At 47.8% G+C, this 19,411-nt stretch carries 24 protein-coding genes; 16 read left to right on the top strand and 8 right to left on the bottom strand.

Annotation, left to right across the window (positions count from 1 at the left end):
- Positions 1-165 precede the first annotated feature (165 nt).
- The 10 genes from AC5JMP_RS23645 to AC5JMP_RS23690 all read left to right on the top strand — a co-directional run bounded on the left by AC5JMP_RS23645 (position 166) and on the right by AC5JMP_RS23690 (position 5,468).
- Entirely contained in the window at positions 166-354 is a 189-nt protein-coding gene (locus tag AC5JMP_RS23645; RefSeq protein WP_495853960.1) for a DUF2281 domain-containing protein, read from the top strand.
- Positions 320-742, top strand: coding sequence for a type II toxin-antitoxin system death-on-curing family toxin (locus AC5JMP_RS23650; protein ID WP_495853961.1), 423 nt, complete (start codon positions 320-322; stop codon positions 740-742). The genes AC5JMP_RS23645 and AC5JMP_RS23650 overlap by 35 nt, the downstream gene beginning before the upstream one ends.
- Before the next feature lie 17 nt (positions 743-759).
- On the top strand, positions 760-1,299 hold the full coding sequence (locus AC5JMP_RS23655; RefSeq protein ID WP_495853962.1) for a hypothetical protein: 540 nt from the start codon (positions 760-762) through the stop codon (positions 1,297-1,299).
- Positions 1,296-2,003: a hypothetical protein gene (locus AC5JMP_RS23660; protein WP_495853963.1), complete on the top strand. Its 708-nt coding sequence runs from the start codon at positions 1,296-1,298 to the stop codon at positions 2,001-2,003. Before AC5JMP_RS23655 ends, AC5JMP_RS23660 begins: the two co-directional genes overlap by 4 nt.
- A 232-nt stretch (positions 2,004-2,235) precedes the next feature.
- Positions 2,236-2,616, top strand: a complete 381-nt coding sequence (locus AC5JMP_RS23665; RefSeq protein ID WP_495849849.1) for a thiol-activated cytolysin C-terminal domain-containing protein — start codon at positions 2,236-2,238, stop codon at positions 2,614-2,616.
- Positions 2,617-2,637: 21 nt separating this feature from the next.
- Positions 2,638-2,802, top strand: coding sequence for a hypothetical protein (locus AC5JMP_RS23670; RefSeq protein WP_495853964.1), 165 nt, complete (start codon positions 2,638-2,640; stop codon positions 2,800-2,802).
- Positions 2,803-3,347: 545 nt separating this feature from the next.
- On the top strand, positions 3,348-3,746 hold the full coding sequence (locus AC5JMP_RS23675; protein ID WP_495853965.1) for an immunity protein CdiI family protein: 399 nt from the start codon (positions 3,348-3,350) through the stop codon (positions 3,744-3,746).
- Positions 3,743-3,919, top strand: a complete 177-nt coding sequence (locus tag AC5JMP_RS23680) for a DUF4351 domain-containing protein (protein ID WP_495853966.1) — start codon at positions 3,743-3,745, stop codon at positions 3,917-3,919. Before AC5JMP_RS23675 ends, AC5JMP_RS23680 begins: the two co-directional genes overlap by 4 nt.
- A gap of 112 nt (positions 3,920-4,031) precedes the next feature.
- Positions 4,032-4,310 carry a hypothetical protein gene (locus tag AC5JMP_RS23685; RefSeq protein ID WP_495853967.1) on the top strand — a complete coding sequence of 93 codons (279 nt, stop codon included), beginning with the start codon at positions 4,032-4,034 and terminating at the stop codon, positions 4,308-4,310.
- A 267-nt stretch (positions 4,311-4,577) separates the two neighbouring features.
- Entirely contained in the window at positions 4,578-5,468 is an 891-nt protein-coding gene (locus tag AC5JMP_RS23690; protein ID WP_495853968.1) for an aspartate/glutamate racemase family protein, read from the top strand.
- A gap of 506 nt (positions 5,469-5,974) precedes the next feature.
- Here AC5JMP_RS23690 and AC5JMP_RS23695 read toward each other — a convergent pair.
- Positions 5,975-6,256, bottom strand: coding sequence for a hypothetical protein (locus AC5JMP_RS23695; RefSeq protein WP_495853969.1), 282 nt, complete (start codon positions 6,254-6,256; stop codon positions 5,975-5,977).
- 130 nt (positions 6,257-6,386) lie between these two features.
- On the opposite strand from AC5JMP_RS23695, the gene AC5JMP_RS23700 reads away from it, so the two are divergent.
- Positions 6,387-7,283: a LysR family transcriptional regulator gene (locus tag AC5JMP_RS23700; RefSeq protein ID WP_495853970.1), complete on the top strand. Its 897-nt coding sequence runs from the start codon at positions 6,387-6,389 to the stop codon at positions 7,281-7,283.
- A gap of 52 nt (positions 7,284-7,335) precedes the next feature.
- On the opposite strand, the gene AC5JMP_RS23705 is transcribed toward AC5JMP_RS23700, so the two are convergent.
- Genes AC5JMP_RS23705 through AC5JMP_RS23720 form a run of 4 tightly spaced genes read right to left on the bottom strand, consistent with a single transcriptional unit; the run spans position 7,336 to position 11,705 of the window.
- Positions 7,336-8,163: an ABC transporter permease gene (locus AC5JMP_RS23705; protein ID WP_495853971.1), complete on the bottom strand. Its 828-nt coding sequence runs from the start codon at positions 8,161-8,163 to the stop codon at positions 7,336-7,338.
- Between the two features lie 47 nt (positions 8,164-8,210).
- Positions 8,211-9,113 (bottom strand): ABC transporter permease, encoded by a 903-nt coding sequence (locus AC5JMP_RS23710; protein WP_495853972.1) that lies wholly within the window; start codon positions 9,111-9,113, stop codon positions 8,211-8,213.
- A gap of 40 nt (positions 9,114-9,153) precedes the next feature.
- Positions 9,154-10,476 carry an ABC transporter substrate-binding protein gene (locus AC5JMP_RS23715; RefSeq protein ID WP_495853973.1) on the bottom strand — a complete coding sequence of 441 codons (1,323 nt, stop codon included), beginning with the start codon at positions 10,474-10,476 and terminating at the stop codon, positions 9,154-9,156.
- A gap of 29 nt (positions 10,477-10,505) precedes the next feature.
- Complete coding sequence (locus tag AC5JMP_RS23720; RefSeq protein WP_495853974.1) at positions 10,506-11,705, bottom strand: ABC transporter ATP-binding protein; 1,200 nt, start codon at positions 11,703-11,705, stop codon at positions 10,506-10,508.
- 562 nt (positions 11,706-12,267) lie between these two features.
- Between AC5JMP_RS23720 and AC5JMP_RS23725 the strand changes: the two genes are divergently transcribed.
- Together AC5JMP_RS23725 and AC5JMP_RS23730 are read left to right on the top strand one after the other, a co-directional pair.
- Positions 12,268-13,017 carry a GntR family transcriptional regulator gene (locus tag AC5JMP_RS23725; RefSeq protein ID WP_495853975.1) on the top strand — a complete coding sequence of 250 codons (750 nt, stop codon included), beginning with the start codon at positions 12,268-12,270 and terminating at the stop codon, positions 13,015-13,017.
- Positions 13,018-13,183: 166 nt separating this feature from the next.
- A complete protein-coding gene (locus tag AC5JMP_RS23730) occupies positions 13,184-13,906 on the top strand; it encodes a GntR family transcriptional regulator (protein ID WP_495853976.1) in 723 nt (240 codons plus the stop codon).
- Here AC5JMP_RS23730 and AC5JMP_RS23735 read toward each other — a convergent pair.
- The gene (locus tag AC5JMP_RS23735; protein ID WP_495853977.1) at positions 13,903-14,187 is read right to left on the bottom strand and encodes an IS1/IS1595 family N-terminal zinc-binding domain-containing protein; all 285 of its coding nucleotides are present in this window, start codon (positions 14,185-14,187) and stop codon (positions 13,903-13,905) included. The two genes, AC5JMP_RS23730 and AC5JMP_RS23735, sit on opposite strands and share 4 nt — an antisense overlap.
- 462 nt (positions 14,188-14,649) lie before the next feature.
- Here AC5JMP_RS23735 and AC5JMP_RS23740 point away from each other — a divergent pair, with 462 nt between their 5' ends.
- Together AC5JMP_RS23740 and AC5JMP_RS23745 are read left to right on the top strand one after the other, a co-directional pair.
- On the top strand, positions 14,650-15,732 hold the full coding sequence (locus AC5JMP_RS23740) for a DMT family transporter (protein ID WP_495853978.1): 1,083 nt from the start codon (positions 14,650-14,652) through the stop codon (positions 15,730-15,732).
- A gap of 497 nt (positions 15,733-16,229) precedes the next feature.
- Positions 16,230-16,451, top strand: coding sequence for a Nif11-like leader peptide family natural product precursor (locus tag AC5JMP_RS23745; RefSeq protein ID WP_495853979.1), 222 nt, complete (start codon positions 16,230-16,232; stop codon positions 16,449-16,451).
- A gap of 118 nt (positions 16,452-16,569) precedes the next feature.
- On the opposite strand, the gene AC5JMP_RS23750 is transcribed toward AC5JMP_RS23745, so the two are convergent.
- Positions 16,570-17,172 (bottom strand): cytochrome P460 family protein, encoded by a 603-nt coding sequence (locus tag AC5JMP_RS23750; protein WP_495853980.1) that lies wholly within the window; start codon positions 17,170-17,172, stop codon positions 16,570-16,572.
- A gap of 8 nt (positions 17,173-17,180) precedes the next feature.
- Positions 17,181-18,539, bottom strand: coding sequence for a lactonase family protein (locus tag AC5JMP_RS23755; protein ID WP_495853981.1), 1,359 nt, complete (start codon positions 18,537-18,539; stop codon positions 17,181-17,183).
- Between the two features lie 131 nt (positions 18,540-18,670).
- Here AC5JMP_RS23755 and AC5JMP_RS23760 point away from each other — a divergent pair, with 131 nt between their 5' ends.
- Complete coding sequence (locus tag AC5JMP_RS23760; RefSeq protein WP_495853982.1) at positions 18,671-19,294, top strand: TetR/AcrR family transcriptional regulator; 624 nt, start codon at positions 18,671-18,673, stop codon at positions 19,292-19,294.
- Positions 19,295-19,411: the final 117 nt, after the last annotated feature.

Below are 19,411 nucleotides of genomic sequence, written 5' to 3' on the forward strand. Positions count from 1 at the left end.
TTGCGTTGATGCTGCTTTCAAAGAATGTCCTAACGTACATGCGTAGCGCTATATCTCTATCTGAATATTGTAAGAATATTATGCACTCTGCTCAAAGGGAGCTCCCATTCGCCGATAATGAAGACGTGGATAAAAGCCGAGCTGTTTAGGCAAATCATCATAGTTATGAGTACTAAAGATCTGATTATTCAGGAGCTTGATCAACTTCCTGAGCCTCTACTGTCAAAGGTACTTGAGTCTATTCGTCAGTTGAAAAGCTCTGAGCTAGGTGAGGCCGAAGATCGCGTTTGGCAAGCTTACCTTGCCTCAGAACAAGAAAATGAAGAGGTGTATCGTCGTCTTGCAAGCTCCTGAATTTCTTGATTTAGAGGATGTGTTGAGAATTCACAACCGACAGATTCAAAAGTTTGGGGGTATTTCAGGCGTTCGTGATCTCGGATTACTGGAGTCCGCATTGTCTCAACCCCAGGCAACTTTTTCGGGACAACTCCTTCACCCCACAGTTTGGGAGCAGGCGGCAGCTTATCTTTTTCATCTGGCGATGAACCACCCGTTCTGGGATGGGAATAAACGCACTGCCTTCGCTGTCATGGATACTTTTTTACGGCTGAATGGTTTCGTCTTAATGCTCAGTCAAAGTCAAAAATATCAGCTCGTTATTCAAGTTGTCGAAGGAACTCTGAATAAGGCTGATTTGGCAGGTCAACTCAAACAAGCTTCTACTCTGCGCCCTGAAACTTGAAAGTGATATTTGGAACTATGGGTAGACCCACAAATGAGAAGTGTTGGGCATGCAGTCTGTTAACGGTGAGCGAAGCCCGCAAGCTGCATGAGACCGATCGGGGTGGTGATGGCTGCTGGAACGATGACACTTGCCGCAGTCGGCGATCGTACTACCGCAAAGGTCGCACTCAAGGTGTCAGGCGACAATCCCAGATGGAAGAGTTAGTCGTGCCGATTCCTGAAGTTCCCTATGTGGTGCTGCATTCCTATGTGGACAAGCCTCGACAAATTAATGACGCGGTGGTGATCCACGCGCTGTGTGCAGAGCTGTGGCTGGGAAATAAGCCGACAGCGATGACGCAACCCCAACATACGTTTGGGCTACCCCCGCGAATGGTCAAGGAGTATGCGCGTCAATTGTTGGAGGCGCTTTACCAGCGCTATGGCAACGATCGCCGCAGTGGATTTGAGCGCTTTGCCCGTGAGGAACAGCACTCCGTTTCCCAATGTCCGATCCGACCTTGCTCTTACCATGCTGAGCATTTGCATTGTCGTCAGGTAGGAGAGCGTCTGTGAAGGCAGAGCAGCTGGAGCTAGCGTTGTGGGATCAGTTGCAAAGGGCACAGCAAAGTCCAGAGTTCTTGGATGTGGAGTCGATGCTGGATGCTGTGGAAGCAACAGTGGCTCATTTGCCTGAGTCTGAGCAACTGCGGTTTGCGGGAGAGGCGTTGCTTCAAGTGGCTGAGCTTTGTGTAGCGCGATCGGCTCTATGGATGACGGAGTGGGAGGAGTCCTCTCGTGATCCCATTGTCGAGCGTGGCTTCTTTGCCGAGGTGGTGCGGCAGACGATGGCGGTGGATTTGAGTGAGTTGATGGAGCCAATTTCACCCCGGAAGCAGCGGGTGAAATCAACCCAGAAACCAGAGGGGTCGATAGTAGCTCCAGTGGGTAAGGCGGCAGTATTGGCGATGGTGGAGCAGCTAGAGGCAGCGGTAGCGGATGAAGCAGAGAGAAGCCAGGAAGTGCTGGCGATCGCTCATGAGGAGAAGGTGTCTTTCTGGACAGAGGCGATCGAGCGAAGGCTGCAAGATACGCCTGATGAGAGGATTTCGTTCACTGAACTGTGTCGTTACCTCAGTATGCCGTGGGTTGAAGTGTGGTTAGGTCTGTTGTTAGGCGGCTTTGAGTTAGAGCAGAGAGGGGAGTTCTATCAGGCGGCAATTTGGGTGAGGTGCCTCAAAGATCAGCCTGCCGTCTCAAAGAATCTGCTGAGGAAATAGGTTGAGAATCTTGTGTAACTAGGAAGATACAAACTAGGAGTTACACAAGAAAATCTTCTCTAAATTAGGCTAAACACCAGAACAGGGCTGTGGATAATTCAAGATTCTCTGGAGCTGAAGGCTGCGATCGCAACCTTTAGCTAATTTTTCCTAACCTTGCATAACTCAAAACTTTCGATCGTTTATATCCTCAGAAGCCCAAGAACACTGACACAAAACTAGGAGAAACAACATGCTACGTAAAATCGCTTCAGTCTCAGCTTTGATTCTCGCCGCTGTTCCTGCAATCTCCATGTCTGCCTTAGCCTTGTCTGGCCCCAAAGTCACCGTCTTTAACCAGGGCGGCTATGTTGCGGACTACCAAGTTAGCTACACCGCCAATGGACAACGTAACGAAGTCAAAGTCTCTGGTCTGGTGGTCGGTAAAAAACAAACCGTCACACTGCCTGTGGGCAGCCAAAGCATCAGGGTTCGGGGACAAATGCTCACAGGTTTGTTCTGGGAGCCTAAGCGAGAGCTGTTCAATCAAACTGCCAATGATGGCAGCTGCTTCAAGACCTATGGCACCATTTTCAGAGGTGACTGGTCACGGGACTGTACGGCTGATTTCTAGGCAATACAGCGCTCCTGTGGCGTGGATCTTTCAACAAGCCCTGTCTGGCATGACACAACAGACCCCGATCGGTTTTTAATAGGTGAACCTTCCGATCGGGTCATGCTTGTTAAGATGTCCATTATCATTAACTTGGGCGATCAAGCCAACAAAAGCCCCACCGTTCCCAGCAGGGCTAGAGCATGATTATTGCAGTGGTCGATGCGCTAAAAGTACCTCTAACGCCAATATTGCTTGTGTGATCCCTGCGTAGGCTTTATCTAGCTGTTCTTTGGTTGCAGCGCTTTTACACCACCGCTCCGAAGCCTCAAACCTGAAATAAAAATCATCAGCAGAGCAGCCGCAAAAGATCTCCTCAGCCAGCACCTCAGCAGCATGGGCTAGCCATTGCAGCCTCAAGGGACACCTACAACCATCCTCCAGCATTGGAAAGGGTTAATTACATTGTGGAAGTGTCGCTCAATCCCTCTTTCACCGAAATGCATCACAGATGCTACAAACTTGTTGAGATATTGGGCAAGATAGCCATCCCTCTAGGCAAGGCAAACTTCATTGAAACGAACCTCGGTCAGCTCAATCAAGGAATCACTGCCAAAGCCTGAATGGGATATGGGGAAATTCACTTCTATAGAATGCTGACCCACAGTGAAGCGTGAGACGCTTATCGCCCTTCAAATAGAGCGTCATAGTGGGATGTTTCCTTATTGGGGTGTGGATTGCAGTCTCCAGCGGTGGGTCATGATTCCTACTCCACTGGAAACAAGGACTGGCGTAAAATTCAGGGATACGAGTTGAACAGATTAGATCCGTCAGTGTATAGACTCCGTTATTTCTTTGACTCTGGTGCTGGCATTTGTTTATGGGCTGCAAATGATGTAACTAGAGATCGTTTAGGCTACACAGTTGATAGCTCCAAGCTGCCCATAACCTCCACTCTTATGCATCGCGTCGAGTTTGTTTTAGCTTGGTACGATACATTCCTAGATTGGGACAATCCTCCAAGGGAAACACAGTGGAAAGCAATTGAGGGAGAACGATTTAACCTTGCCGCCCAAGAAGTGCTGCATTTGCTTCGAGAACAATTGGGAGCAGAGTTTGAAATTGTAGATGAGTCAAAAACAGCAGCATGATGGGTATCGCAAGCGACCGGGAGACAAATACTCGATTAGGAGCGATCGCCCCTGCTGTTGCCGAAGAGATTCAAACTCTATCGAATGAAGAGCTAGACCGCTTGGTAGTGGCACTACTAGACTTCACAACCTCATCTGACCTAGAGCCGTGGTTGATATCTAGACGAAGCTGAATGGGAGGCGATCGTTAAGTTGCAAAGTATGGCACTATGATCCATACTCTGCAACTTTCATCAGCAGACAACCTTAGGCAGCTAACAGCAGTCCAAGAGGAGGACGATCGCAATGAGTGAATCTGAAATGCCCGAAAGCTCATGCCCCTGGTGTGGTCACGAGATGACCCATGCAGCAGATCCTTTTGGGATGACTGCTCCGAAGCCTGGAAATATCGCCATCTGTGCCGAATGTGCCGGGTTTCTAGAGATTGGCGCAGATTTGAGCGTGAACAAGCTAGACCCAAGCACTGAGGTTTATCTGATGAAGCATCAGGCGAAAGCCTATGCAAACTTGTTACAGCTCCAATCAGTCATTTTAGAGAGGGTTGGAGGCGATCGCACCTCATAACCTACAACCCAAAACACCATGCCCTGAAACCCCTGTGCCCACTGTGACTAAGCAATGGCAAAAAGAGACATCTTGAATTGTATTTTGTGCAAATCTAAGCAAAGGCAGTTTTAGCCGAAGACTTCTTTGTGAAATGACGGGGCGATTGCCTAATATACCTACCCGCAGAGGTGAATTTACTACAAATTGCAGTCAATGCTGCAAAATTAGGCTCAATAGCATGTTAGGTATACCTCAATACATTGATGTCTTCATTGGGTGTGAGTTATGAGTAAACGCCGTGATGTTTTAGTGGGTGCACTGAGCGCATCTGCCGCTACTTTTGCAGGAACCCTATTTGCCCAAAAAGCCATTGCCCAAACACCCAGCTCTCAATTTTCTCCTGAACCAATTTCTGGAGTTCCCACGAAGCTACGGATTCTGCTGCTCAACCCCAATAGTTCTCCCGACTTTACAGCTCTGATTTCCCGCGAAGCGAAGAAAGTAGCCAGCCCTGGCACAGAGTTTGTTGAAGTTACCTCACCGTTTGGCCCCAAGTACATTGGCACCCGCACTACGATGGCGATCGCTAGTCATGCCGCCGTTGATGCTCTGGCTCAAATATTGGCGAAGGACAAAAACATTGATGCTGCGATTCTGGCAGGCTTCGGCGCACAAGGAATTCCAGCGATGCGAGAGTTTGCCTCTTTCCCCATTATCAGCTTGATGGATGCCTCAATTGGCGCTGCGATGCAGGTCAGTACTCGTTTCTCGATCCTGACGGGCGGTGAACGCTGGGTGCCCATGCTCAAAGAGCAGGTTAGTGCAATGGGAATATCAAGCCGGGTGGCTTCTGTGCGATCGATTCCTCTGACTGGAGCAGAGATTGCTCAAGATCAAGACCGAGCTTTGACGTTACTTACAGACTTAGCCAATACCTGCGTCAACGAAGATGGGGCAGAGTGCGTTGTTTTTGGCGGAGCAGCCGTGGCAGGGATTCCTAGACGAATTCAAGACCGAGTCAGCGTGCCTTTGATTGATAATGTGGTTGTTGCCGTTGCGACGGCTGAGATGCTGGCGCGAGTCATGAGTAAACCAAGTATGAATTCTAGTCGTCCTCCTGCGATTGAGAGTACGGGGCTATCTGAACCACTAACCCAGATGTTGAAACAGTTGTAGAGCTCTTAGTAAAAACCTTCCTTTTTTAAGAGAAAATCAAGGAGATACCTGTGTTCTTACCATCTTAGGATTACGGCTTCCGAGAGGGTTGAAGGTAATAACTTCTACTCTTGAGAGGAAAATGAAATGTGCTAAGACCAGATGTAACTCGATCTAACAAGCGACCATTTAGAGTAGTTGCGTCCATCGCAACTACTCATGCTGAAAGTCTGAGTTTGCTTAAATAAGCCTAAAGATGTCTTAATTCAGGGTGTTTGAGATTCTCAAAGCTCACTGGCACATAAGATCTCTGAGAAATTGATACTGAAATGTGTTCCGAGAAGCTGAAACCCCCGTTCCATCGTCAAGCTTGATTGAATCTCCGTTTCCTCAACTTGGAAGATTTTTAGAGACATAGCGCGTAGCGCCATATTGTAAAGAAGCCAAAAAGCTAGAGACAAAAAAGCCCAGTTCTGACAGTTTGCAGAGACCTGGGCAAAGTAAGGCTTGAAATATTGCAATCACAATTAGACGTTTTGATAGTGCAGTTCTTCTAACCACACACGCAGTTCCTGAACAGAGACTTGCCCAATCGACTCTCTTGTAGTAGGGTCATAAGCATTCCAAGTCACTTTACCAGCGTCTTGACTTTGCCACACGCGAGGTTCGGAAGAGGGATTAAGGTAAGCAAGTGTACTTTGCCAGAAGTTATTTAGGTGATCAATTAGACCGCGCTGGGTTTTTTGAAAAAATTGAGAGGTAGCGGTTCCAGAGTTTTGAGCGTCGTTCCAGTTCAGTTGGGATTTCATATTGCTTGCTCGCTGTAGGTTTTTGTTTATGCTTTTAGTTTAAGAAACCGTAGCATAAGATACAAAAACTAACTTGCATCATATCCATGAGAAGATTCGATGATAGCCATGTAGAGAGCACCCGAGAAAAGTGAAAGTCAATCCTCAAAATCAAATGAAGCTCTCGCAGTTGCGGATTTTGGTTATGGTGGCGAACTACGAAAACTTCACTGAGGCTGCTTTGCAGTTAGAGATGTCTCAATCTGCTGTGAGTCATGCGGTCGCGGCGCTTGAAGACCATTTGGGCATCGTTTTGTTTTTGCGGGGGCGGCACGGTGCTCACTTAACCCCTGTGGACCAGCAAATCGTGCAGCATGCTAGTGAAATTGTGCGTCAAGCCGATGAAATTACGAAAGCGGCAGAATCAGTGCGCGGACTACAGGGCGGGCAGGTGAGAATTGCCTCTTTCCGCAGCATTGCGACCTATTTATTGCCAGCGGTGATTACAGAATTTCACCAACGATTCCCGGCGATCGCCGTCAGTCTCTCCGAACAGGATGACTATCCTCAAGTGGAGCAAGCCCTACGAGAGGGGCGTGCCGATATCGGCTTTACCTTCATGCCCACGACGACAGGCATAGAAGCCTGGGAAGTCTTGCAAGATGAATATGTGGCCCTGTTGCCTCCGCATTTCAAGCTTCAAGGCGATCGGCTGACTTGGGAAGAACTCGTGGCTCAGCCGTTAATCATGCCCCCTGTCGATTATGTGATGATGCAGCAGGTTTATGATCATGCCCGTAGCTTTGGGTACTCGTTGAAAGTAGCTTACGAGGTGGGAACAGATGCCACGATCGTTGGGTTAGTAGCCCAAGGATTGGGCGCTACAATTTTGCCCCGACTAGCAGCAGAACCCATTCCTGCAACGGTGCAAGTTTATCCATTGCCTGTTCCGCTAGCACGGGTTATCGGTGTTGCCGTTTTAGCGGATGCCCTTCATTCTCCGGCGATTTATGCCTTTTTAGAAATACTCAAGCGTAAAAAGCTTTAAATAAAAAAGGGGAAGGCAATTCGCCTTCCCCTAGCTAGTGGTATCTGTTTCGCTATCCTTCCTGCTTATTTTGGCGTTGCTCCAATTTCTGCATGGTGAATAAGGCAATGCCAATTAGCAAGAACGAGAAAATAGTTGTCAATGTGCCGAGTGCGTAAAGGGCTGGAGACGTGACATTGGTTGTCATTCCAAAAATCTCTAGCGGCAGCGTATTGGTTTCTCCAGAAATCAAGGATGTCCGGGTAAATTCGTCGTAGGAAAGAGTAAATCCTAACAGCCCGACTCCAATAACGCTAGATGCAATCAAAGGGAAAACAATCCGCCAAAAGGTTGTGCTATCGCTGGCACCCATATCCCGCGCTGCCTCTTCATAGGCGGGATTGAAGCGACCAAAAATCCCCAGCATGATTAGAAACGCAAAAGGCAGCGTCCAAGTCAAGTGTCCCGCTAAGGCTGAGGAATACCATTGAATGGGTAGATTCAGCAGATTGAAGACCACCCCAACGCCTAACGAAACCAAAATACTCGGAACAATTAGACTGGAAATGGTTAAGTAGAAGACTAGATTGGAGCCTCGGAAGTTCTTCCGAAACGCTAATCCTGCCAGAACGCTGAAGACAACTGTAATCACCATGACGATTAGACCTAGTGAGAACGATCGCCCAAAGGCTTCTACAAAGTTCCCAATCCGCTGTTGTCCAAATACGGCACCAATCCAGTGGAAGCTAAACCCCCGCATCGGGAAAGTAAGCTGACCCTCTGGGCCTTGCAGCGACAGCAGAAAGACAGCAATCATCGGACCATAGAGAAATAGCACAAACAAGGCGAAGAAGCCTGTAAGGAGATGAGCGGAGAAGGGCGTTTTTTTCGTCTCTGCCATGATGTCAACCTGTAGAGAAAGGGCGAGGAAGGGAAGGTCGAGAAGTCCTAGATTTGCTTACGAATATCGACAATCCGCAGAATGCCAAACACAATCATCAGCGTAATGGCAAGCAGCACGACAGCATTAGCGGCTGCCATCGGATATTGCAAGCTGTCAATTTGGTTCTTGATGAGATACCCGACAGAAGAGGCTTTGCCACCGCTCATGAGCCGCATTGTGGCAAACTCGCCCATCACTAGCGTCACGACAAAGATAGTGCCGATCGCTACTCCAGGAGCCGCTAGTGGCAGAATAATTCGCTTCTGGATCTCAAAAGCCGATGCGCCTAGATCTTCAGCGGCAGCGATCAAGGCACGATCGATCCGCATCATGCTATTGAAAATCGGAGCCACCATGAACAGTGCATAGAGATGCACCATTGCCAGCACAACTGAGAAATCAGAAAACAAGAACATCTCGACAGGTTGGTTCGTGAGGTGCAGACCCATCAGCGCTTTGTTAATCAGCCCTTCCCTCCCCAAGAACGGAATCCAGGAGATCATGCGAATGATGTTGGAGGTCAAAAAGGGAACGGTACAAATCAAGAACCAGATGGTTTGCCATTTGGAGTTTTTGATCCGAAATGCTAAATAGTAGGCAACTGGATAGCTGATCAAAACACAAACTAACCAAACTAAAAACGCAAACTTGAAGGTGTTGAGATAGGTTTTGAGATAGACCGGAGACGAAAAAATTCCCAGATAGTTATTGAGCGTAAACCCTGGAACGGAAGTAAACCCGTTGAAGTTCCAAAAGCTGATGGTAAAAATTGCCAGGATTGGCAGAACCAGAGCAAATAGAAAGGTGATTGTCTGCGGAGCAACGAGAAGATAGGGTCGCCAATCAATTGAGCTACGTTGCTTCGAGGCGATCGGCTGTGAGGGGGCTTGATCTAAAGTGCCTTGCATAAAAAGTTCCGCTAGTTAGAGTTCTGCTGCTAATCGCTAATTACGCCACAACAAATTCAGTCCACTTGTAGACGAGATAGACCTGCTCCTTCATGAAGGAATTCCAGCAAACAATATTGCTAACCCGTTCGTTGAAGCCACCGCCGTCGCGGACTGCGCCAATTGACTCAATCTTTTTGCCATAGGGGTCTACAATGTCGATCGCTGCCTGTTTGCCGTCGTACCAGAAATCCCACTCCTCGGACTTCATGAACTTGCGAGCGGTGGTCGGGGTGGCGCTGTAAAAACCCTGGCGGATTAGGAAGCTGCCAATCCAGCCATCCAGCACCCAATTGAGGTACTCATAAGCCGCATCTAGCTGAATACCAGAGAGATTTTTAGAGAGACCCATGCCCCCGCCCCAGCCGCGATAGCCTTCTTTGAGCGGCGCGTAAACGCAGGGTAATCCTCTGGACTTGACCGCAGCCACCGCAGGCGACCACATCGATTGCAAAATCACCTCTCCAGAGGACATGAAGTTAACCGACTCGTCAAAGCTTTTCCAGAAGGCGCGAAACTGCCCTGCCTGCTTTTGTTCAATCAAGATTTTCGCCACCTTGTCCATCTCTTCACGGGTCATATTGCCCTTATCTTCAAAGGTCATCAACCCTTGAGCTTCGGTGATCATAGCAGCATCCATGATGCCGATCGAGGGAATATCCAGCAGCGAGGTTTTGCCTCTAAACTCTGGGTTGAATAGCTCTGCCCAAGACTCGATCTTGCGACCCACCAAATCAGGGCGATAGCCCAGCGTGTCGGCTCCGAATTGGTAGGGTACGATCGTTGCCCAGTCAGTCGGACTCGTCGCAAATTCAATCGAATTTTGATCTTTAAGGAACATCACCTTACGCGGTGCAGTTCCCTGAGACGAGTTGACTCTAGCACCTGGTGCCAGTTCGCCCGTCGTGAAAATGGGCGTAACGGCATCGAATTGCTTCAGTTTTTTGACATCTAGCGCCTGAAGGTTTCCAGACGGAATGACCAGCGGCAGGGCAAAGAATTCTCCGTCCCAGATGTCATATTGCTTAGGCTGCGTAATGCCGATCTGGATGACCTCGGCTGTACTGAGCGCCCGCATGTTAATCTTGAAGCCTAGATCCTTTTCTGCCTGATCGCGAATGTCATTGCTCTGAGCAGCGCCAGTGCCGACTGTCCGAATCACGACATCTTTGATTCTGTTGCTGTTAATCTCAGGGGCTTGTGCTGGATTATTAGGGGTGCCGCTAGGAGCCTGGGATATGGGGGCTGAACAGCGCGTCGCTGCGATCGCCGCCCCAACCGCCAAGCCTCCTTGAATGAAGCTGCGTCGATTAATTCTAGACATGGATTTTCTCAATTCTGGTGAGGGAGAATCTAGTAGGGAAGAAATACACAATTGCCTTCTGACCACCGCAAACTAACCACCTGACCTTCAGAGAAGGATTCTACTTCCCAATCGGTGGTGCGGACTTTACAAAGGATGTCTTTGCCCGTCTTCTCTTCCATCAACACAATGCGTGTGACATAGCCCGTCATTTCGATCGACACGATCCGAGCGGTGATATGGTTGGCACGATGGGTCGGCTGGCTAGTGTTTCCGACTGCTGCAATCTGCATCAGGTCAGGACGAACGGAGCAGGCAGCAGTAGAGCCGATCGGTGCAGCCTGTCCCCTACTGTAGAAAGAGCCAATCCCTTCTACTTCTAGCTCAACTAAATCTAAGCCAGAAGTTGGATCGGGAACGCAGTGCCGCACCTTGCCCTGGAAAATGTTATTGTCGCCCATGAACTTGGCAACAAACTGAGAAGAGGGTGTTCTGAACATTTCTGAAGGCGTTGCTACCTGATCTAAGCGACCGTTGCTCATCACAACCACCATGTCAGACAGAGAGAAGGCTTCCTCAGTGTGGTGCGTCACCTGCACAAAGGTCATACCAAACTGCTTTTGAATCCGGCGCAATTCAGTGCGCATCTGCACGCGCAAGTTTTCGTCCAAAGCGCTCAAAGGTTCATCGAGCATCAAAACCTGGGGACGAGTGACCAAAGCTCGTGCCAGAGCAATCCGCTGCTGCTGTCCACCGCTCAACTGGCTAGACTTACGGTTTGCCAAATGGCTTAGCCCAACCAATTCCAACATTTCACCGACGCGAGATTTGCGTTCTGCTTCAGGGATGTTTTTCATCTCCAGACCAAACTCAATGTTCTGCCACACGGTCATGTGTGGAAACAGGGCGTAGCTTTGGAACATCATGGAAGTGTTACGCTGAGCAGCAGGGATATCGTTGACCCGGCGATCGCCAATCAACACGTCCCCACTGCTGATCTCTTCATGTCCAGCAATCATTCGGAGCACCGTTGTTTTACCACAGCCGCTTGGCCCTAATAAGCAGCAGTAAGACCCTGCGGGGATATCCAGCGTGACGCTTTCAACAGCAGTGACAGGACCATATTTTTTAGTGACTTGCCGTAGCGAGACTCCAGCAGCAGCGTCTGCCAAAGCATTTTGGATGTTCCCTGTGGCAGCGTGGGTTGCTGAGGTTGCCCCATTCAGTTTTTTTCGTGCGTCAGTTGTCATAGCATCCCTTTTGCGAAAACAAATTTGTCTGCGATTAGTCTAAGCAGCTCATGGTTATCGGAAAAATACTTCTGTTGACCACCCGTAGCTTTCCTCAGAAACTCCAGTTAGCTAACTGAATGGGAAGAAAGGATGGTTGAGTCATTGAACCCAATTAACTTCACCATCTAGAAGGATTTTGTATTTGCGCTTACACTTTCTGAAGAACGTTTAATGAATTTAAAGCTAATGATTAAAATCTTGTCTAATGATTAGATGATTTCAGGTTTGCTCAATAGCTGATCAATGGAGACAACAGGCGAGTTATTAAGACCTGATTCTGTTTATATTCATCCAATGATTGAAAAGCGGTTAGTTTGATTAAAGGAAGAAGTTATTGCAAGGAATTGTAAACTCTGCTTTACATTAGTTAATATTTTTAGGTATTAAATCTATCAGCAAAGTAATTTAGTGAATTCAGGTATAGTCTAATCAGGAAGCCGTGATTACCCATGCTGAAGAAGAACTGTGTTTAACTTAGTTTTGGATTCTCCATCTGAAATATAGAGCAGAGGAGTTGCTATTGCCTTTATCCAAACGACATCTCCGCCACAGCCAGTCGATCCTGAAGCAGACTTACCAACGTCTCAAGACCTCAATTTTGCTAGGTGAACTGGCTTCAGGACAGCGATTAGTAGAATTACAGTTAGCTGAACAATTCCAGATCAGCAGAACGCCAGTTCGAGAAGCCTTACGATTACTCCAACACGATCATTTAGCCGTGATTGACGATCGTGGTATTGTCCGAGTGGCTAGTATTTCAGCTGCGGCTGCCACAGAACTCTATCACTGCCGTATGGCATTGGAAGAATTAGCAATTCGAGAAGCTTGTCAAAATGCAACTCATGAAGATCTACATGAATTGCAGTACACCATGCATCAAGCAGAAAAATTGATTGAGAGTGATCACACACAGTTTGTGCCACAAACTCACGCTGATAATCAGTTGCAGATGCTTCACTACCGATTGCTCGATCTGGATTATCAGTTCCATCGTCTATTAGCTAGAAGCTCTGGTAACGCTTGTCTAATGACCTTCTTAGACCAGATTTTTGACAAAATGTTGATGCTCCGAATTCAAACGATTAAACACAACTCAAATGTTTTAGAAATTCGATTAGAACACCACCCCATCTATGAAGCCTTGGTGCAGCGCAACGTAGAAGCTGGGGTACAAGCTATTCGAGAACATTTAATGGCTAGCAAATATCGTGTTATTCGAGAAGTGGAACATATTCAGCAAGCGATCGAGCAGTCTCAATTAGGGCAATAACAATAGCTGGTCGTGTCTGCCAAGCGTAATGTTAGGGCTGTAATGCCGATAGAAAGACTTGTTAGATTCCCTTTTCCATTGCATTCAACTGTAGTATACAATTGTTGTGTGCATTTTAGAAGAAAAAGTCTGTAGCACTCAAAAGCTATGAAAAGGAGGACTGTTCGTGCCCGATGTTTTGCAGCGTTCTGACTCAGAAACTAAAGCAAAGCCAAGTGAAGATGTCATCTACGCCGAGCTTTATAACGCCATTTGCGAACGTCAACTCCTGCCCGATACCAAATTGGGAGAAGCGATGTTGGCAGAACATTATGGAGTCAGCCGCACTATCATCCGGCAGGTGCTGTTGCGGCTATCGGGCGACTATCTTGTCAAACTAGAACCCAATCGCGGTGCCTTTGTTGCCCGCTTGAGTCTGGACGAGGCAAAACAAATCTATGCCGCATGGCGGTTAGTCGAAGCAGAAATCATTCGAGATGTGACGCTCTCCATTACATCAGAGCAAATTGCCTCTTTACGTGCCTTGATTGCGTCGGAGCGAAAAGCCTGCGAAGAAGAAGATTACCCGCTCCTAACACGTCTATCGACGCAGTTTCACCTCCAATTAGCTGATCTGTGCAGCAATCAATTTCTGAGTCGGTTTCTGAAGGAATTGATTCCGCAAACCTCGCTAGCGTACTTTTACGATGTCCGAAAAATGCCGCTTTGCACTGAAGACGAACACAGCATTATCCTGAACTATATTGAAGCGGGTGAGGATGAATCTGCTGTGGCTGCTGCAACCCAGCATCTTGATGGAATTGAGGCGGCGCTGAATGCACGAGCATCACTGGAGCAGAAAGTTAGTTTAGTGGATAAGCTGAAGTCTAGAGTTCCATCGTTCTCTTAGATCGTGTCATCTGGCACATCAGTTGTATTGGGAAGTAGCCTTGCTTGCTTGACCCAGTTGTAGACTGTGCCATGACTAATTCCCGTAAGGCTAGCAATTTCGCGCAGTTTCAGACCTGTGCGATACATTTTGATGCAGATCTGCTTCGTATCTTCAGAGTATCCCTTAGCAGCGTAAGCCTCAACATACTGACGACCACAATTCTTGCATCGATAATTCTGTTTTCCGCTCCGATGACCATTCTTTTGGAACTGCTCTGATTCGCAGTTCGGGCATTTCATAAGAACACGATTTGTTTTAAGAGCATACTGATCAAAAGCCATAGTAGATATTACTGGGTAAAAGGATTAGTCTAAATTCAGCTAACGGGTTGGAGAAATCCAATTACCAGTGAAGTGATGACTTTAGACTTGGGAAGACTTGTAATTCAAGCTTTGAATTCTGTGGATGGTTACAGCGAGCGCCCTAAATAATGACCAAGAGCAAGTTTTCTGCTCCCGACTAACTCACACATAGAAATTTGCTGGGTTGAATGGATGGAATGACAGTTTGACTCATAAGATTTCCAGCCTATTGCTATGCAAGCAGGCGTGAAGCTTGGGATTCACTGGCAAATCAACTGTTTGGGCTGCTTGTTTTGCATACTATTTTTATGTACACTAATTGTATACAAAATTTGTACGCTTTATTTTGTAGTTAAAGCTACAGTTTTATGGTTATCCCTATCCAGTATTTAAGCTTCTATGACTGCCTCAACCGTCTTCTCCCCCAAATCAGTCCCTCAAGCATCGTCACAAGTCTCTGAGGACGTTGGGCAATGGCAAGCTCACTTCCTCAATCACATATCATCTGCCACGCTCAAACAAGCCCTCTACTTAGCCTGGTCTGTTGTCCAGCCTTTCTGGGGTGGCATCGTTCTAGGAATGGCTCTGACGGGAGTCGCTTGCGCGTCTATTTTTGTTGTGATTGCAGAGCAAGATCTTAAGCCAGAGGCGATCGCTTTCAATCGTCTGCTGATTGCTGCCATTACTTTTGGTGGATGGGAAGGATTACAACATATCCTTGCTCAACAATCGCTAGGTTCGTCAAAGATGGCAGCCGCTAAAAAATCATTTAATGAAGCGCTGGGGTGGCGATCTTTAGCGCTGTTTGTTGTTGCAGGTGTTGGCTTTGCGGCTTCCTTTACCTGTGCAGCTTGGTCATTGACCCAAACCAGCGTGGCAAACTCGGCGCTATTGAACAATATGATGCCGATCTTCACGACGCTAGGGGCATGGTTACTGCTAGGGAAACAGTTCAGTTTGCGATTTGTGTTGGGGCTTGGGGTAGCGATCTCAGGCGTAGTGGCGATCGGCATTCAAGATTTGCACGTTTCCAGCAGCCAATTGACGGGAGATGCTGCCGCGTTAGGGGCGGCTGTTCTTTTAGCCAGCGCAATCTTGAGTGTTGAGCAGTTGCGCAGCAAGTTTTCAACATCTTTCATCATGATGGTGATCAGTTTAATTGGCAGTCTGGCAATCGTTCCAGCCCTAATATTGAACGGTGATTGGGTGTTCTCTTTAACTTGGCGCTCTGGATGTGCAGTTTTTGCGCTTGCTCTAGTTTCTCAAGTCATGGGTCATGGATTATTGACTTACAGCCTAAAGCAATTTTCGTCGGGGCTGATATCCGTTTCTATGCTGACTATTCCCGTTCTTTCTGCTCTTCTAGCAATGGTGCTGTTTGGTCAGCAAATCAGTATGGTCAATAGCTTCGCCTTCTTAATTGTTTTGGCAGGAATCTATCTATCTCTTTCTACGGCAAATCAGCAGCAATCAGAATTTTGATATTTCTAAGTGTTGATATTCTAGAAAAATGTGTCGCATCAATCGCAGGTGTGCCAGTTTCGTTGCTCTCAATTCAGTGCACAAACGAACGTTTTTGCAAGGCTTTTAGATTACGGATTTGCGATCGGATCGGCATTGGGTTTGCTAGCAAAGCAGATCGCGCCCAGAACTGGATTTTTGGTATCGATCGCGATCGCATTCTTTAGGCAAAGCATTTGGGTGTAATCCTCAATGTTCAGGCGATCGCCAACCTACCTTAATCTCAAAATCTCTTGAATTTTGACTGATATTGGGCTGTTTCAAGGTATAAAGAGAGCAGCGATCGCCCCCTTATCGCTTGCCCCTGATCAGCCCATGAAATCTGTTGCAGAGGTTAAGATTTGGCAGTCACGAATATTCAGTTTTTGAGCATTTAAGATGGTCTATTATAGGTCTTACCAATATAAGTTTCGCCAACAAGTTCGCAACACCAAAGAGCAAGAATAGGAGTTTCAAATATGGCTTTAGATCAACTCGAAGCATTTTTGAAGAAAATGCAGTCTGAAACTGCACTTAAGAATGAGGTGCTTGCTTCATCAACAGCAGATGAAGTTGCACAAATAGCACTCAAGCTTGGTTTTGAATTTTCAGGTGATGAATTATTGAGAATATCAGGTAAGAAAATTGGCAGGGTTACTGTTAGAAAAAAGGATCTTCCTGGAGAGTACTGGGGGAATTGAGCAATCGTGCAAGTAGAGCCACATCAGGTTCATTGGGATTGTGCGGCTTGTGGGTGGGTAGATGACTCAATCTAGAGCTGAGTCGATCACTTGTCGGTACTGAGTGCCTGAGGAATTGCTATCGACAAACAGAAGTTCCAAACTCAGTCTCTTGATATTGGGGTTGCCCAGTTCTTACAGCCATCTGCAAAGCAGGCAGTGTAAACAGGTAATCTCGATCGCGCACTTGGATATGACAGCCAATACAGGAATTTTGGTGGTCAGAAACCAGCGAACCCGAAGGACTGTACCAGGCAGACTGCCATTCGCCGCTATTGCTAATATTCCATCCCTGCCGCTTCTCTCGAACAAACAGGTTGTTGAGTTGAGTCGGAACCAAGCGATCGCCATCACCTCTCCTTGCAGAGTGAGTTTCCATCACGATCACCGTCCCGCTGGGAACGGCTTCACTGGCTTTCAGGCTTTCCAGTGATGGACGATCAATGTACATCTGTCTAACCACGCCGCTATTTGGACAGTCAACCGTTGCATAATGCCTAAATTGCTGTCTGTAGTTGCTTGGAAATTGAACTGGAGATGCTGCCGCTGATGCAGGCGTTTGAGAAAAGCCTACATCTGCGGCAAGTGGCGAGTAGGAAGCGGTGAAATGAGAAAAGGCGATCGCTATACCAATGGATACAACAAACAGCAGCAGTCCGGAAATCCATGTTGTGAGCTTCATGGTAATTTCTATGGCACAAGAACAAGTGAGTGTGCGCCCCGTGTCACCGGGACAGCATAGCGAGTTTGTACCAGCATTGGCTGTGGGTTGAGCGGGTCGGTAGCAATGCGCCAGAAATCGATTGATCCACCTTGAATGCGATCGTCGAAATGGTCGTAGTTCGTCACGGCGAGATACTGGCTCGAAGCGTCAAAGGCAGCAGCTTCAGGCAAAATGCCGTCATAGGGATAGTCGGCAACATGGTTTAGCTGACCTGTCTGTGGATCGAGGGTAATTAAACTCAGCGATGAGAACCAGGTGATGCGATCGTCGTCATAGGGTAAAAAGCTGCGCTCCAAATTCGTCGTCACCACATAGCGACCGTTTGGACTGATCGCGAAGCCTTCTGGACTCACGCCTGTTATTGCCCGTGACATCACCGCGTGACGCGGAGAACCATCTGCCTGGGTACCTGCTTCCAGCCGAATGCTCAGCAAACTGCCGCGTGGCGCTTCATTCCATCGCCCTTCCACATCTGCTCCCCAATACAGACCGTTGACGATCATATGACGACCATCTGGCGTAAACCGCGCAATGAAAGGGGCTTTCTCGACTTCCACTACATTTCCCCAAGATGCAAGAGTGCCCTGGCTCGTCAAGCGGGCAAAGGACACCTCCGCAGCGGTCGAATTGACTAGGGCTAACAGGTCTTGAGTCGGGTGCCACTCCGCATGAATCAACTCCTCTCCACTCGACACGCTTGCCACTTCAGGAAAGGTCGGTTGTCCTAACTGCCCAGCCTGAAATGGGATGAGCGCCAATGGCGTTTCTGTTCCTGCACCGTTTGGATGAAAAGTTACCGCGATCAAGGAACCCTCTCGGTTGATGCTGACAGACGTAGGACGCTCCCCCAGCGCCACTTCCTGCACTCGCGTCGGGCGAGTCGGATTGCTCAAATCAAAGACCGAAAGGCGATCGCCCTGCTGAAGATCTGAAAACCGTTGGTTTTGCCAATCGCCCTCTGGTCGGGGTCTAAACGTTTCCACCACCAGCGCGTAGCGACCATCGGGTGTCACGGCAACTGCAACGGGTGGCCCCGCAACGGAATTCGTCGCTTCTGTTTCATAGGCGCGTAAATCTCGAACGTGCCCACCCAGTGGAATGACGCTCAGCGCATCTTCGCCTTCTCGCGGTCCCAATTGACCATCTACATAGGCAGAGGCCAACATATCGGCATCGGAAACTGAAACCAGGTAGCGCCCCTGAAAATCCATTGGGGCAGCACGATCGAGCGTTTGGGCATTAGCAAAGCTTTCCCCAGGAATCGCCACGCTGGGAATCAATGAGAAAACGGACAGCCCTAGCAGTAGTAGCAATTTACGGTACATTGAGTTTGCTCGCCATAGTAAAGTAAAACACTCGTCTTACCATAGCAGAAGACTGAGGTGGCTTAGGATTAGAAGTACTATGGGTAATCATAGACAAAGTAAAATGACCGTTTTATCATAAAGATTAAATAATGGGACTTGAGCAATATCGGGCTGAAGTGAGCCGACAGAAACAAGAGGAAATTCTCAAAGCGGCTCTTACTGCTTTTTTAGAATTTGGCTACGCCCGCACAACCATTGACTACATTGCTCAGCAGTCTAAAGTTTCGACTGCAACGTTGTATAAGCACTTTCCAAGTAAAGCAGACTTGTTTGGCGGCATCATGGCGCAGGTTTGGCAGACCGATGTGATTAGTTCTACACCTGTATCAACTGATTTGCCCCCCCGATCGGCATTAATGCAAATTGGTCAAGAGTATGCTCAACTTCTTATGAGTCCCAATATTCAACCGTTATTTCGAGTCATTATTGCCGAAGCTTCCCGTTTTCCAGAGCTAGGAACTGAACTGTATCATCGGGGTAAGGAGCCGTTTCTAAAACGTCTTCATGTCTATCTACAGGCTCAGGTTATCGTTGATAAGCTAATCATCAAAGATATTCCACTGGCAAGTCGTCAATTCCTTGGCATGATCAATGACGTTATTTTCTGGCCTCGATTTTTGATTGTAGATTTAGAAATCAGTGAAAATGATATCGAGAACGTTATTACTAATGCTGTGGAAACGTTTTTAGCACGCTATTTGACCAGTCGTTAGTATCTGATGTGTTCTGTGTAGCAACCGCAGCCAAACAACCCTGGTGCAGCAGACTGACATAGGGGGCTCTTCCCAACTTTTGGTGATCTTACGGCATGATCAAGATATCCCTCGTTT

The organism is Drouetiella sp. (genome assembly GCF_059504425.1).

What these genes read in the sequence shown, in the direction of transcription:
- AC5JMP_RS23645 (WP_495853960.1), top strand. Translation starts at nt 166, where the DNA reads ATGAGTACTAAAGATCTGATTATTCAGGAGCTTGATCAACTTCCTGAG.
- AC5JMP_RS23650 (WP_495853961.1), top strand. Translation starts at nt 320, where the DNA reads ATGAAGAGGTGTATCGTCGTCTTGCAAGCTCCTGAATTTCTTGATTTA.
- AC5JMP_RS23655 (WP_495853962.1), top strand. Translation starts at nt 760, where the DNA reads ATGGGTAGACCCACAAATGAGAAGTGTTGGGCATGCAGTCTGTTAACG.
- AC5JMP_RS23665 (WP_495849849.1), top strand. Translation starts at nt 2,236, where the DNA reads ATGCTACGTAAAATCGCTTCAGTCTCAGCTTTGATTCTCGCCGCTGTT.
- AC5JMP_RS23680 (WP_495853966.1), top strand. Translation starts at nt 3,743, where the DNA reads ATGATGGGTATCGCAAGCGACCGGGAGACAAATACTCGATTAGGAGCG.
- AC5JMP_RS23685 (WP_495853967.1), top strand. Translation starts at nt 4,032, where the DNA reads ATGAGTGAATCTGAAATGCCCGAAAGCTCATGCCCCTGGTGTGGTCAC.
- AC5JMP_RS23690 (WP_495853968.1), top strand. Translation starts at nt 4,578, where the DNA reads ATGAGTAAACGCCGTGATGTTTTAGTGGGTGCACTGAGCGCATCTGCC.
- AC5JMP_RS23695 (WP_495853969.1), bottom strand. Translation starts at nt 6,256, where the DNA reads ATGAAATCCCAACTGAACTGGAACGACGCTCAAAACTCTGGAACCGCT.
- AC5JMP_RS23705 (WP_495853971.1), bottom strand. Translation starts at nt 8,163, where the DNA reads ATGGCAGAGACGAAAAAAACGCCCTTCTCCGCTCATCTCCTTACAGGC.
- AC5JMP_RS23710 (WP_495853972.1), bottom strand. Translation starts at nt 9,113, where the DNA reads ATGCAAGGCACTTTAGATCAAGCCCCCTCACAGCCGATCGCCTCGAAG.
- AC5JMP_RS23715 (WP_495853973.1), bottom strand. Translation starts at nt 10,476, where the DNA reads ATGTCTAGAATTAATCGACGCAGCTTCATTCAAGGAGGCTTGGCGGTT.
- AC5JMP_RS23720 (WP_495853974.1), bottom strand. Translation starts at nt 11,705, where the DNA reads ATGACAACTGACGCACGAAAAAAACTGAATGGGGCAACCTCAGCAACC.
- AC5JMP_RS23735 (WP_495853977.1), bottom strand. Translation starts at nt 14,187, where the DNA reads ATGAAATGCCCGAACTGCGAATCAGAGCAGTTCCAAAAGAATGGTCAT.
- AC5JMP_RS23740 (WP_495853978.1), top strand. Translation starts at nt 14,650, where the DNA reads ATGACTGCCTCAACCGTCTTCTCCCCCAAATCAGTCCCTCAAGCATCG.
- AC5JMP_RS23745 (WP_495853979.1), top strand. Translation starts at nt 16,230, where the DNA reads ATGGCTTTAGATCAACTCGAAGCATTTTTGAAGAAAATGCAGTCTGAA.
- AC5JMP_RS23750 (WP_495853980.1), bottom strand. Translation starts at nt 17,172, where the DNA reads ATGAAGCTCACAACATGGATTTCCGGACTGCTGCTGTTTGTTGTATCC.
- AC5JMP_RS23755 (WP_495853981.1), bottom strand. Translation starts at nt 18,539, where the DNA reads ATGTACCGTAAATTGCTACTACTGCTAGGGCTGTCCGTTTTCTCATTG.
- AC5JMP_RS23760 (WP_495853982.1), top strand. Translation starts at nt 18,671, where the DNA reads ATGGGACTTGAGCAATATCGGGCTGAAGTGAGCCGACAGAAACAAGAG.